Annotated in this window: 13 protein-coding genes and 1 riboswitch; of the genes, 9 read left to right on the forward strand and 4 right to left on the reverse strand. The window is 34.7% G+C overall.

Annotated elements, in window-relative coordinates; genetic code table 11:
- Window positions 1–19: 19 nt before the first annotated feature.
- Window positions 20–226: riboswitch (cobalamin riboswitch) on the reverse strand.
- A gap of 46 nt (window positions 227–272) precedes the next feature.
- From UH1x_RS00320 to UH1x_RS00345, 6 genes are all read left to right on the forward strand, one after another.
- Window positions 273–1,445 (forward strand): ABC transporter substrate-binding protein, encoded by a 1,173-nt coding sequence (locus UH1x_RS00320; protein ID WP_482624197.1) that lies wholly within the window; start codon window positions 273–275, stop codon window positions 1,443–1,445.
- The gene (locus UH1x_RS00325; RefSeq protein WP_482624199.1) at window positions 1,446–2,474 is read left to right on the forward strand and encodes a FecCD family ABC transporter permease; all 1,029 of its coding nucleotides are present in this window, start codon (window positions 1,446–1,448) and stop codon (window positions 2,472–2,474) included.
- Window positions 2,475–2,570: 96 nt separating this feature from the next.
- A complete protein-coding gene (locus UH1x_RS00330; RefSeq protein ID WP_482626473.1) occupies window positions 2,571–3,272 on the forward strand; it encodes an ABC transporter ATP-binding protein in 702 nt (233 codons plus the stop codon).
- A 114-nt stretch (window positions 3,273–3,386) separates the two neighbouring features.
- Window positions 3,387–4,736, forward strand: coding sequence for a DNA recombination protein RmuC (locus UH1x_RS00335; protein WP_482624201.1), 1,350 nt, complete (start codon window positions 3,387–3,389; stop codon window positions 4,734–4,736).
- Window positions 4,737–4,770: 34 nt separating this feature from the next.
- A complete protein-coding gene (locus UH1x_RS00340; RefSeq protein WP_482624203.1) occupies window positions 4,771–5,136 on the forward strand; it encodes a 6-phosphogluconate dehydrogenase in 366 nt (121 codons plus the stop codon).
- 18 nt (window positions 5,137–5,154) lie between these two features.
- Window positions 5,155–5,700 (forward strand): acyl-CoA thioesterase, encoded by a 546-nt coding sequence (locus UH1x_RS00345; RefSeq protein WP_482624205.1) that lies wholly within the window; start codon window positions 5,155–5,157, stop codon window positions 5,698–5,700.
- Here the strand turns inward: UH1x_RS00345 and pgl are convergent.
- Both pgl and zwf read right to left on the reverse strand, forming a co-directional pair.
- The gene (pgl, locus tag UH1x_RS00350) at window positions 5,681–6,406 is read right to left on the reverse strand and encodes a 6-phosphogluconolactonase (protein WP_482624207.1); all 726 of its coding nucleotides are present in this window, start codon (window positions 6,404–6,406) and stop codon (window positions 5,681–5,683) included. The genes UH1x_RS00345 and pgl overlap by 20 nt on opposite strands.
- 33 nt (window positions 6,407–6,439) lie before the next feature.
- A complete protein-coding gene (zwf, locus tag UH1x_RS00355) occupies window positions 6,440–7,972 on the reverse strand; it encodes a glucose-6-phosphate dehydrogenase (protein WP_482624208.1) in 1,533 nt (510 codons plus the stop codon).
- A gap of 184 nt (window positions 7,973–8,156) precedes the next feature.
- Here zwf and gndA point away from each other — a divergent pair, with 184 nt between their 5' ends.
- The 3 genes from gndA to UH1x_RS00370 are packed head-to-tail and all read left to right on the forward strand — an operon-like array spanning window position 8,157 to window position 10,494.
- Complete coding sequence (gene gndA / locus UH1x_RS00360; RefSeq protein WP_482624210.1) at window positions 8,157–9,557, forward strand: NADP-dependent phosphogluconate dehydrogenase; 1,401 nt, start codon at window positions 8,157–8,159, stop codon at window positions 9,555–9,557.
- A gap of 10 nt (window positions 9,558–9,567) precedes the next feature.
- Window positions 9,568–10,107 (forward strand): DUF3124 domain-containing protein, encoded by a 540-nt coding sequence (locus UH1x_RS00365; RefSeq protein ID WP_482624211.1) that lies wholly within the window; start codon window positions 9,568–9,570, stop codon window positions 10,105–10,107.
- Window positions 10,108–10,155: 48 nt separating this feature from the next.
- Entirely contained in the window at window positions 10,156–10,494 is a 339-nt protein-coding gene (locus tag UH1x_RS00370; RefSeq protein WP_482624213.1) for a GIY-YIG nuclease family protein, read from the forward strand.
- Window positions 10,495–10,505: 11 nt separating this feature from the next.
- Here UH1x_RS00370 and UH1x_RS00375 read toward each other — a convergent pair whose 3' ends face one another.
- Both UH1x_RS00375 and UH1x_RS00380 read right to left on the reverse strand, forming a co-directional pair.
- Window positions 10,506–11,726 (reverse strand): Pycsar system effector family protein, encoded by a 1,221-nt coding sequence (locus tag UH1x_RS00375; protein WP_482624215.1) that lies wholly within the window; start codon window positions 11,724–11,726, stop codon window positions 10,506–10,508.
- A 39-nt stretch (window positions 11,727–11,765) separates the two neighbouring features.
- Window positions 11,766–13,043: a type 1 glutamine amidotransferase family protein gene (locus UH1x_RS00380; RefSeq protein WP_482624217.1), complete on the reverse strand. Its 1,278-nt coding sequence runs from the start codon at window positions 13,041–13,043 to the stop codon at window positions 11,766–11,768.
- Window positions 13,044–13,065: the final 22 nt, after the last annotated feature.

The raw sequence follows: 13,065 nt of genomic DNA on the forward strand, positions 1-13,065 counted from the left end.
TTACCCGAAAGTCCATCGAATCTATATTAATAATATGGCAGGTCTCCTGACTTACGTACTACTATCCACCTTCCCATTAAATTAATAACAGTGGTATTGAAGAGATAGCAGCCATCTTTATAATAAAGACTAAGCTTACAGTTGCGGGAACAGCTCTAGATTTTCACTAGATTCCCTTTTAATCTCATTACAAAAAGTAATGAGAACCAAAATTCACGGCGAAAGTAAACATTTAGTTTAATCTTTCTACGTAAACTTTTATAATACTACTTTTGAAAAATAGACGAACTACCACCATGTTTAAACGCTTACTTTTTATAGGTTCCCTTCTTTTGTTATGCGGATGCAAGCAGGAGAAAAAAGAAACAATTTTCAATAATGCTAATGATAGCAGTACTTCTATAGAATATGCCAACGGTTTTAAAATTGAAACCCAAAGCAATGGTATTACTATCATCAAGGTGTTAAAACCTTGGGTAAATGCAGAGACTACACACACATATGCTTTGGTTCCTAAAGAAATACAAGCAAGCGTCACCTTAAACAAAAATGATTATGATGCCATAATTGCAACTCCTGTAGAACATATTGTGGTGACCTCTACCACTCATATTCCCGCTTTAGAAGAATTGGGAGTTTTACATCAACTTATTGGCTTTCCAGATACCAAGTACATTTCTTCTTTAGCTGCACGAAAATTAATTGATGCCGGAAAAATAAAAGAATTAGGCATCAATGAAAGTTTAAATACCGAAGCTGTTCTTGCACTGCAGCCAGACTTGATCTTCGGCTTTGCAATCAATGACGGTAACAGCACCTATGAAACTATACAACGTGCTCATATTCCAGTAATATATAATGGCGATTGGGTAGAAGAAACTCCCTTAGGAAAAGCGGAATGGATCAAATTCTTCGCTCCTTTTTTTAATAAAACCAAAGAAGCCGATGCTATTTTTAATGAAATTGCAACTTCTTATCTAAAAGCGAAAAAACTAGCTGCTGAAGTTGAAAATAAGCCTACGGTTTTGAGCGGAGCCATGTTCAATGATATCTGGTATTTACCTGGCGGAAAAAGTTGGGCAGCAAATTTTTTAAAAGATGCCAATGCAAATTACCTATGGAGCGCTACGGATGAAAATGGAAGTCTTTCTTTAAGCTGGGAGAGTGTTCTTGATATGGGTAAACATGCCGACTATTGGATCGGACCTGCACAATTAGCCACTTACAAAGAAATGGAAGCATCAAGTCAACATTATACACAGTTTGATGCATTCAAGAATAAAAAAGTATTTACAACCGCAAATACAAAAGGTGAAACTGGTGGAACTTTGTATTATGAACTAGCCCCGCAGAGACCAGACCTTGTATTAAAAGATTTAATCCATATTTTACATCCTGGATTATTACCCGATTATGTACCTTATTTTTTTAAACCACTGCTTTAATTGTCAAAACAAACTACATATAGCTTTCATTTTATAACCTTGCTGGCAGTATTGCTTCTATGCTTTGTTATCAATATATGTTTGGGCTCTGTAAACATTTCGTTTGTTAAGACAATACAAGCATTATTTGGAACGGTTACTGAAGATTCTTCTTATTATATCATTTGGGAATATAGACTACCAAAAGCCATAACAGCTATATTGGTCGGTGGCGGTCTCTCCCTTAGCGGATTGTTAATGCAAACACTGTTCAGAAATCCTTTAGCCGGACCCTATGTACTTGGTATTAGTTCTGGTGCTAGCCTGGGTGCCGCCCTATTAATTATGGGGACATCCCTATTTTCTGGCGTATTCACCTTTTCAACCTTCAATGATATTTCCTTGGCAATCGCATCTAGTCTTGGTAGCTTTTTGGTATTATCATTAGTGCTTATGGTTGCGGCAAAAGTAAAAGATACTATGGCTTTATTGATTATAGGGCTTATGTTTGGCAGTATTACCGCTGCTATTGTGAGCGTACTTTCTTATTTCTCTAAAGCTGAAAAACTGCAACAATATATTTTTTGGTCTTTTGGCAGCCTAGGTAATTTATCATGGATACAATTATTGATAATTGCGCTCTGTACGTTAACAGGTATTTTTCTCAGCATCATATCTATAAAACCACTAAATGCTTTTTTACTTGGTGAAAATTATGCCAAGAGTCTAGGGATAGGATTAAAAAAATCGCGGTACATCATCATAGTAGCCACAGGCTTACTTGCTGGATCCATTACCGCCTTTGCCGGACCTATTGCCTTTGTAGGGTTAGCCGTGCCACATATTAGCAAACAAATATTCAATACTACAAATCATAAAATTCAAATTCCTGCCGTACTTTGTTGTGGTGCCATTTTAATGTTACTATGCGACACCATAGCTCAACTACCTGGCTCGGTGAGTGTTTTACCAATAAATGCCATTACTAGTATTTTTGGAGCTCCGGTAGTAATTTGGTTATTGGTTCGTAAAAGAAAAATGATATTCTAATCTTAAACTGACATCATCACTACAAGCACAAAACATAGCACACTTTCAATCAATCAATTAACTGTTGGGTATGATGACAAAGTTATTGTTTCCAACATTTCTTTTCAATTGAATAAAGGAGAACTAGCGGCTATTGTTGGTATCAACGGAATTGGAAAATCTACTTTGTTACGCACCTTAGGTAATTTTCAACCAAAAATTTCCGGTTCCATAGAAATTGAGGGAAAAGATTTATCCACTTATAATGAAATACAATTAGCTTCTAAAATAAGCGTAGTTCTTACAGAAACTATTGCTTCAAAAAATTTATCTGTTTATGAGCTATTGGCTTTGGGCAGACAACCATACACCAATTGGCTAGGTAAATTGGCCGATGATGATATCGGTATCATAAATAACAGTATTGACCTTTTAGAATTAGAACCTTTTTTAGATAAAAAATGTTTTCAACTGAGTGACGGACAGTTGCAACGTGTACTAATAGCCAGAGCTTTAATTCAAAATACCGATATTATTTTGTTAGACGAGCCCACTACTCACTTAGATTTATACCACAAAGTTCAAATTTTAAAGCTTTTAAAAACTATAGCCCATAAAACCAATAAAGTAATATTATTCACCAGTCATGAAATTGAACTTGCTATCCAATTATGTGACAAAATGTTGATTTTAGACGGAAGAGAAAATGCATTTGATGAGCCTTGTAAATTAATAGAGAATAAAAATTTTGATACCCTCTTTCCTAAAGACACCATTTCTTTTGATGCAAATACCGGTTCTTTTAGAATTAAAAAGTAGTTATTTCATCATTTATAAGAAATTCAATTAGGTATGTTAATTAAAAACAGACCACCTCTTTTAATCTTTACTGCCCAAACAAGTATCTTTACCTGAGAATATTCCAATACATTAATGAACGAAATTTATATTTACTTGATCATCGGTATCCTCTGCCTTGCCATTGGATATTTTTTAGGTAATTATATTCAGCTTTTAAAAACAAAATCTAGGCAAAGCACATTAGAAGAAAGAGAGCAGCAAATGCTCAATAACCTTTCTGTTTTTCAAGATAGATTAAAAGATAGCGAGACACAAAAAGTACAACTACAGTCAGACAAAGAACGGTTAGGCAACCAAATAGTTCGTTATCAATCGGATATAGAAAATTTACAGCTTAAGAATAGAGAGCAGAAAGAGGAAGTTGAAAAGCTTCAAGAGAAATTTACGAAGGAATTCGAAAATCTTGCCAATAAAATACTGGAAGAAAAAAGCTTAAAATTTACAGAGCGAAACGAGAAAAACATCAAAGACATTCTTACTCCGTTAAATGAAAAAATTCTCCTTTTTGAAAAGAAGGTTGAAGAAAGTCAAAAAGAAAACATCAGTATTCATTCTGCCTTAAAGGAGCAGTTACTTAATCTACAGACCCAGAATATAAAAATTACCCAAGAAGCAGAGAACCTGACTAAAGCATTAAAAGGTGACAGTAAAATGCAAGGCAATTGGGGGGAGCTTGTATTGGAGCGCGTATTAGAGAAATCGGGTTTAGAAAAGGACCGCGAATACAACGTGCAACAAAGTTTTACTCGTGAAGATGGTAGCCGTGTATTGCCAGATGTTATCATAAACTTACCAGATGGCAAAAAAATGGTGGTGGATTCTAAAGTATCCTTAACCGATTACGAGCGTTATGTAAATGCTGAAGATGAATTTAAAGAGAAGTTTTTAAAAGACCACCTAAACTCATTAAGAAGGCATGTAGATCAACTATCCGCCAAAAAATATGAGGATTTATATGAAATGGAGAGTCCGGATTTTGTTTTAATGTTCGTACCCATTGAACCCGCATTTGCAATTGCCATTAATCAAGATAGCTCTTTATACAATAAAGCTTTTGAGCAAAATATTATTATTGTTACTCCTTCAACACTTCTTGCTACCTTGCGCACAATTGATAGCATGTGGAATAATGAGAAGCAACAACGAAATGCTATTGAAATAGCACGGCAAGCTGGTGCTCTTTATGATAAATTTGAAGGCTTTGTTGGCGACTTAATGAAAGTAGGCAAAAAGATGGATGATGCCAAGGATGAATACCGTGGCGCAATGAACAAACTAGTCGATGGGCGCGGTAATATTATCACTAGTATAGAAAAACTTAAAAAAATGGGTGCAAAAGCAAAAAAATCCATTCCTGAATCTTTAATTAAACGTGCCATTGAAGATGATGATTTAGAAGAAGAACCTAAATTAAAAATGTAATACCAACCATTAATTATATATTAAAACTAAACACATGAAAAAGATAGTATCATTACTTTTATTAAGCGTAGTCGTTATTGGAGCGCTGTATTATGCCTTTATTTACTTTGTCACCTTTAGTGAAGGTGTACGTTCAGGAGAACTTATTAAAATTAGTCACAAAGGTGTATTGGTTAAAACTTGGGAAGGCGAAATTAGCCAAGGGATTTCAGGCGCTCAAATATTCTCATTTTCCGTGTTGGACAAGGATGCAGAAGTAATAGAAAAATTACAGGAATATCAAGGTCAATACGTAAAAGTAAGTTACTTAGAACGTTATTCAACTTTCTTTTGGTTGGGCGACACTAAATACTTTGTTACCGAGGTACATGCAGAAAAATCACCTCATTTTAGAAATTAAGAAAGAAATAGAAAGACTATGGAAAAATTTAAAAGCGTAAGAGCGTCTAGAGTTTCTATTACAGAGTTAATGCTACCTTCCCACTCCAATTTTGGAGGAAAGGTACATGGTGGACATATATTGAACCTAATGGATCAAATTGCCTTTGCATGTGCTTCTAAACACTCTCAACAGTATTGCGTAACCGCTTCTGTTAACCGAGTAAACTTTCTAAACCCTATTGAAGTTGGCGAACTAGTGACCTTGAAAGCCAGTATAAACTATACGGGTAGAACTTCTATGGTAGTTGGTGTTCGTGTAGAATCAGAAAATATTACATCTGGCACTAAAAAGCATTGTAACTCGTCTTACTTTACCATGGTAGCAAAGGGAACAGATGGTAGAAATGTTCCCGTACCAGGTTTAATTATTTCTGACGACCAAGGTATTAGACGATTTGCTCGTAGTAAATACCGTAAGCTAGAGGCTCAAGAAAGAGATACCAAATTTGAATCTAAATCCTTTAATTCAGAAGAATACATTAAGGAATTGGAATCTGAAAATATTAAGATTGAAATGAAGTAAGAAGCTTTGCCGCGGCAGCATCTAAAAACCAGACCAAGTCTTTTGTTTTAGGTGCTACGTGACTTGCCGGATAATCTAAATATCCTTCTTCCCTATCCACTATTATCTTCACTTTTTCAGCTTTACTTTCCCCGGTTACCAAGAAAGCAACGGTTTTAGCATTGTTTATGATTCTGCCCGTAAGAGATACACGTCTTTGACCGGATTCTGGGTGAATAGCCACCTCACAATTATCTGGAGAAACCCAAAGATTAATTTCATGAGGAAATATTGATGCCGTGTGCCCATCGTCTCCCATACCAAGAATCACTAAATCGAATTGAGGCAGACCTAATTCTTTTGGCAATTCTATGTCCAATAACTCGCCATATCGCTTAGCTTCCGTTTTTGGATCATCTTCACCTTTTATTCTATGAATATTTTCTTCTGGTATATCTACCTTAGAAATAAGGTGTTCAACGGTCATTTTATAGTTACTCTCATCATCAGTAGGTGCTACACATCTTTCATCTCCCCAATATAAATGAATGTTCTTCCAATCTACATCATTAGCAAATTCCTCCGCTAAAACATCAAATACAATTTTAGGAGTACTGCCACCAGATAAGGCAATATGAAAAGCTTTCTGAGTACCTGATTTTTCAATCAAATACTTAGAAAATTCTTCAGCAACCTTTACTTTATTTTGATAAACTTTTAATTCCATCTTAACTAAATACTTTAATTAACTTTCCAACAACTAGCAAATCACACAGTAACCAGACTCATCTGCTAAATTCTCACTGGGATTTCTCCATTCTCCAACACCTTCAATAAGCTCGTTAGCATTCTCTGGTCCCCAAACTCCGGCTGCATAACCATACATTTTAACATCCTTACCGTTATTCCAGTAATCTAAAATTGGATCAACAAATGCCCAAGCAGCTTCCACTTCATCCGCTCTTGCATATAAAGTAGCATCTCCTTGCATTGCATCTAACAAAAGACGCTCATAAGCCTCCATAACATGTGTTTCTGTTAAACTAGAATAATAGAAATCCATATTTGCACGCTCAACCTCAAATCCTTGCCCCGGAACTTTTACTCCAAACTTAATTAAAATACCTTCATCTGGTTGAATACGAATTACCAACTTATTATCCTTATTGCTGATACCAGATTCTTTGAAAATTTGATGATGCGGTGTTTTAAAATGTATGACTACCTCGGTTACTTTTGTAGGCATACGTTTTGCCGTTCTCACATAAAAAGGAACATCTGCCCAACGCCAGTTATCCACAAAGAACTTTACGGCTGCAAAGGTTTCGGTTGTTGAGTTTTTATCAACTCCCTCCTCTTCTCGATAACCATTAACTTCTTGTCCGTCAATTTTAGAAGACACATATTGTGCTCTGATTGTATTTTCAAAAAGTGTTTTCTCGTCATCCATAATCCTAAGAGACTTTAATGCTTTCAGTTTCTCATTACGAATTTCTTCTGCATCTGCACTCAACGGTGGCTCCATTACAATTAGCGCAACAATCTGCAATAAATGACTCTGAAACATATCTCTTAATGCACCAGATTTATCATAGTACCCCCCTCTTTTTTCAACACCTACACTTTCGGCATTTGTAATTTCTACATGGTGAATATAATTTCTGTTCCAAAGTGGCTCAAAAATGCTATTAGCAAAACGAGTTACCAATAAATTCTGAACTGTTTCTTTTCCTAAATAATGATCGATTCTGAATATCTGTCCTTCCTTGAAATAGGTATGTAAACCGTCATTTAGTTCTTTAGCTGATTCTAAGCTGTATCCAAAGGGCTTTTCAACAATAATTCTTCTCCAACCAGTTGTTTCATCATTTAAACCTTGATCGGATAAGTTTTTTGCTATAGGCTCATATAAACTTGGTGGTGTAGATAAATAGAACATGTGGTTGCCTTCCGTACCATATTTCTGATCCAGATCTGAAATACGCTTTTCTAAACGCTCATACGATATATCGTAATCCGAACCCAAATCTTCATAAAAAAGCTTATCTGCAAATTTTTGAATATAATCCGCATCAAATTCTTTACGTTCCTTTTCTAAATAAGGGCTTTCTAGAACCACTTTGTTTCTAAATTTTAAATCGCCTAAATCACTCCTACTTACACCCAACACCACAAAATTATCAGGTAAGTCATTTCCCTTATATAAATTAAATATAGCCGGTATAAGTTTTCTTGCCGTTAAATCTCCAGATGCCCCAAAGATTACGAGCATTTGATTTTCTGTCTTTTTCATTATAGGTTGATATTCTTTATTCTTCAAATATCTTAAAAAGTAAGCCATTATCGGGCGTTATTAAGATACAATTTGGATTTAAAGTCAATATTTTAAATTATTTTTGGTTCACATTATGTTACTAACAATAAATAATTAAAAATTGTAACATTTTGATGTATTCTAATTATAAAACATTCAATTTATGTACGATTTTGGTTTAGTAGGTCTTGGAGTAATGGGACAAAATTTTATTCTCAATGTAGCCGACAACGGATTTTCTGCCTACGGATATGATTTAGATGATGAGAAAGTAGAGGCTTTAAAGACCTTAGGAGGAGATGTAGACAAAGTTAGTGCATCTAGCAATATAAAAACATTTGTAAAAAACCTTAAGCAACCACGTAAAATAATGCTTTTGGTACCTGCAGGTAAAATTGTAGACGGAGTTATAGAATCACTATTACCACATATTGATAAAGGAGATATTATTATTGATGGTGGAAACTCTTTCTTTACCGATACTGACAGAAGGGAAGCTTATTTGCAAGAAAAAGGAATTAACTTTTTTGGCGCAGGAGTTTCTGGTGGCGCAAAAGGTGCCCGTAAAGGACCTAGTATAATGCCAGGTGGTTCAAAATCTGCATACGAGCATATTAAACCAATTTTTGAAGCTGTATCCGCTAAATATAGTGGCGAACCATGTGTTGCTTATTTAGGCCCAAAATCTGCCGGTAACTACGTAAAAATGGTTCACAATGGTATAGAATACGGATTAATGCAGTTGACTTCTGAAATTTATGATGTTCTTAAAAAAGGAGGAGATTATAATAATGATGAATTACATAGCACTTTTGCAAAATGGAATTCTGGAAGACTACAATCTTTTTTAGTTGAAATTACTTCTGAAATTTTCGAACAAAAAGATGATTTAACAGATGGTAGCTTAGTTGATCAGATATTAGATAAAGCCAAGCAAAAAGGTACTGGTAAATGGACAAGCCAAAATGCAATGGACCTTGGTATTCCTGTTCCGTCTATAGATGTGGCTGTTAGTATGCGAGAACTTTCCGCTTTAAAAGACGAAAGAATTAAGGCCGATGCCCTATATGATAGACCAACTGTAGCGCATATGGATAAGGAGAAGCTAGAAGCTCTAACAGAAAAGGCATTGTACTTCTCGTTTATAATTACCTATTCTCAAGGTCTGCACCAATTAGCAGATGCCTCTAGAGAGTATGGTTATGACTTAGATATTTCCGAAATCGCTAAAATATGGAGAGCAGGTTGTATTATACGTGCCGGTTTATTAGCTGATATTACAGAGGCTTTCAAAGCTGAACCTACATTGCCAAATCTATTACTTTCTCCAAATTTTGTAGATTACGTAAAAGAAACGGTAGGTGCTGCAAGAGAATTGGTTGCATTTGGGGCCAAAAACGGTATTCCGTTACCTGGCCTATCAAATTCACTTACCTATTTTGATGCGTATACATCAAGTAAATTACCATTAAACCTTATTCAAGCGCAACGAGATTACTTTGGATCCCATACTTATGAGCGTTTGGATCGTGAAGGTATTTTTCATACAGAATGGGAAGATTAAATAACATCATTTGAGAAAATTAAATATATCTTTTAGTAGCATTTGCCTTTTAGCTGTTTTCGTAACTACGATACTATCTTGTAAGCAAAAATCTAAAGAAGAGGTTCCTGTAGAAATACTGGACAATCATACTTTAGACAGAACGGCAAATGCTACTTTAAATGATTCTCTTACCAGGCAAGTATATGTTCCTATATATTCTGATATTTACAATCAGACTAGAGATTCAAGAACCTTGCTTACCGCTACTTTAAGCATTAGAAATACCAGCTTAAAGGATAGTTTGTTCGTTAGTAAAATTGACTATTACAATACAGAAGGCGATTTGGTAAGAAGTTATATTGACTCCCCTATTTACCTTACCCCAATGGAATCTATAGATTATGTTATTGAACAACAAGATACTTCTGGTGGTAGTGGCGCTAATTTTTTAATTGATTGGTATTCTAAAAAACGATTAAACCCATTGTTTCAAGCTGTAATGGTTGGCGGTTTAGGCGCTCAGGCCTTTTCTTTTACTACAGAAGGAATTGAGATTATCGAAGAATAGCTGTTACTACTAAAAAAAAACTAAAGTCTTATAATCACACTAGCCTACATGTATTCTATTTATGTTATTGAATTGTCTAAAAAAGTGTTCACCGAAAACAGAAAATTTCGGGAAGCTAATCCGCAGTTCAACGGAGTATTAGAATGTTTATATGTTGGTATGACCAGTAAAACACCAAAAGAACGTTTTAACCAACATAAGAACGGTACTTTAAGCAAAAAAGGGCATAACATTTCCTCTAAAATCGTGCAGAAGTACGGTTTGTATTTGCGTGGCAGTCTATTCAATCATATAAATCCTATAAAATCAAGAGCTGAAGCATTAAAAATGGAAGAGCAGCTGGCGCTTGAGCTTCGCCGCAAAAAATACGCAGTTTGGTTTAATTAGGAATAAATCGGTTATTTTGGCAACGGTGTTACAGCATCTAAAAGTTCATCTTCCATACCGTAATATTTCAATGCAAAGCCAAATGCTATAACAGATAAAATTACACCAATTAGAAATACGGTATACGTCCACCGTAACAACCTATACTTCTCTTGTAATACTTTCCCCAGGTAATACAAATCCATACTCAAGGAATCATAAATAGATTCTTTACTTTTTATAATATCTCTTAGCTTCGATTTAAAGTCAGACAGCTCCATAGTATGAAAATTTCCGAAGAACAAGAAATTGGTATCCTTCTTCTTAATTTCCTCTTCTACTACATCTGTATTATTCACTTTAGGTCGAGTAGCCAAAACCGACATAATCATTGATGCAATGCTAAAAAGAACAAATATTACCGTGGGATAAATAAGATATGAATTTGAAGGCGAATCTAATTTTGGTATCAAATTTGCCAATAACAACGAAATGATAATTGCATTTACAGACAAAAGTATATTCGCCTTGGTGTCTGCAATATCACTCAATTTAATATGGTTTCTAAGCTCTATACGATATAAGGATTGAATAGCCCTTTGCGGACTCTCATCTTTTAACCTAGCCTTTAAAATTTCTTTTTTTTCTGTTTTTTCAGCTTTCTGTAATCTAGATATTAACGATAAGATATTTTCTTCTTTCTGCTCTTGCCAATTTTCCTTCGCAAAGTCAGTATAATATCGATGCTCTATTCTAAGCTTTTCCAAATAGTTTAATCTCCATGTATCTAAATCAGGATTATTATCACTAAAATTCTCCAATTCCAGTCGCAATAATTGAAGCAGCTCTTCAAAGTCTTCAGATGCGTAAAACCAGGTACATACATCCTTTACAATTGCTTCGGCATCATTGATAGGTTTATCATTTTTCCATGCACTTTCTATTAATTGAACTACAACATCGATATCTTTTTGTTTACAATTGTTTTCTTTTAGAAAACTAGTAGCCAATTGTATACTTTCTTGAATATGATTATCGTAATCTATAGCATAACCTGAGTGAAGGAACCATATAGCCAACAGTACATTATTTGCATTTATACTTTCATCAGTTGAAAATTCCAATACCTTTTTGGCTTTGTTGACGGTTTTATTTGCATAGCCCTGACTATGAAAAAGAAAGTTCTTGTTCATCTGGTCAGACAACAAATTTTTTATATATTTTTCAGCTGCTGCTACGGTAGTTTCATTCATAACTTCAAGTTTGTTGCTTTTTAAAATTTTATGCGAAGACTACTCGCTAATACAATTAAAACATGTCATTTGAGCTTCGGTCATCTTCACATCTTCAGACCCTTTTAAAGTTTTGGTCAATACTCTATTTTCTACTAATTCTTGTTGAAATAATATAGCATAGTCTATAAGATGGTCTCGTCTGCTTTTAATTTTAGCAATGAGTTCTTTTCCATCTAATTTATAAATCTCATCTGGCCAGACAGAGAAAGATGACGCTATATCCTCATCAGTTAATAATTGCTGTAATTTTTTAGCCTCTTCTTCAAATACAGATTGTGGAATATCTCGCATAAAATAAATATCAAATGGAGAAATGAGACCAGACAAAAAATCGATTTCTTTTTCAAAAGATTGCACTTCTGGCAGAAATGCATTGTTAGAAATTATAGTTGGTAAAACACCTTCTAAATTAAAAAAGGCATTATCTCGATCACATGGTAACGGAATCGCATTTATAGAGTCTCCAACATTCTCTATTGCCCAACCCCATTGCTTGGCATGACGATCCCAATCACCTATCAACAAATCGAATAAACGCGCTCTAACCAAAGAACTTGCATTAATACTAACCCTGTTCGGATATTTAATTTTCAACTCCTGTAAGTCATCTGTATCCATTAAGGAATCAACATTTTTAATGTTCAACCAGTTTGCATTTCCCTTGGTTTCATATTCTAAGAGAAAAAGTCGGTTCCCATATTTAGTATTATAACCTAATAACTGCTCCTGCTTTGGCACAAATACCAACTTTGGCTTTGTGTTTAGAATTTTTGCTTTTTCCGATAGTTTTGCTACCACCAATGCAGCATAAGGGTGTTGTGCAGAAATACCATCCACAACAATATTTTCTATACCCAATGTCTTAGCTACTTTTGGCACTAAGGGCGAAGGGTCTTTAGATACACTACGCAACGTCATTAAAGTACCATCATCCTTTTGCAGCTTTAAAGAGTGAGTTTGTTTTCCTCCACCTTCTTCCAAAACCTTTACATTACCAGAAATATCGTTTAAGTACAAAATAGGAACGCTCACAGGTGTAGACCATGCCTTTCTATACTGCTCGCCCTGCATTACGTTTTTTAAATTATTTCCCTCATATAAAGTACTTGCCGCAACAATTACAAAGTCATACTTTTTAAAATCAATCTCATTAACATCGCCAGCCCCTATAATTTCACAAGTATCAAATGTTTTATCAGTACTAGATAATGACAAATAGGTCAATCCCAAGAATATCAATAATAAAACGACTACAATGAATACTGCTTTTTTCAATCTTTAGAAATTTATTTTGCTT

Source organism: Maribacter sp. UH1 (assembly GCF_056839145.1).

What these genes read in the sequence shown, in the direction of transcription:
- UH1x_RS00345 (WP_482624205.1), top strand. Translation starts at nt 5,155, where the DNA reads ATGGAAAAATTTAAAAGCGTAAGAGCGTCTAGAGTTTCTATTACAGAG.
- UH1x_RS00370 (WP_482624213.1), top strand. Translation starts at nt 10,156, where the DNA reads ATGTATTCTATTTATGTTATTGAATTGTCTAAAAAAGTGTTCACCGAA.
- UH1x_RS00335 (WP_482624201.1), top strand. Translation starts at nt 3,387, where the DNA reads ATGAACGAAATTTATATTTACTTGATCATCGGTATCCTCTGCCTTGCC.
- UH1x_RS00340 (WP_482624203.1), top strand. Translation starts at nt 4,771, where the DNA reads ATGAAAAAGATAGTATCATTACTTTTATTAAGCGTAGTCGTTATTGGA.
- zwf (WP_482624208.1), bottom strand. Translation starts at nt 7,972, where the DNA reads ATGAAAAAGACAGAAAATCAAATGCTCGTAATCTTTGGGGCATCTGGA.
- gndA (WP_482624210.1), top strand. Translation starts at nt 8,157, where the DNA reads ATGTACGATTTTGGTTTAGTAGGTCTTGGAGTAATGGGACAAAATTTT.
- UH1x_RS00375 (WP_482624215.1), bottom strand. Translation starts at nt 11,726, where the DNA reads ATGAATGAAACTACCGTAGCAGCAGCTGAAAAATATATAAAAAATTTG.
- pgl (WP_482624207.1), bottom strand. Translation starts at nt 6,406, where the DNA reads ATGGAATTAAAAGTTTATCAAAATAAAGTAAAGGTTGCTGAAGAATTT.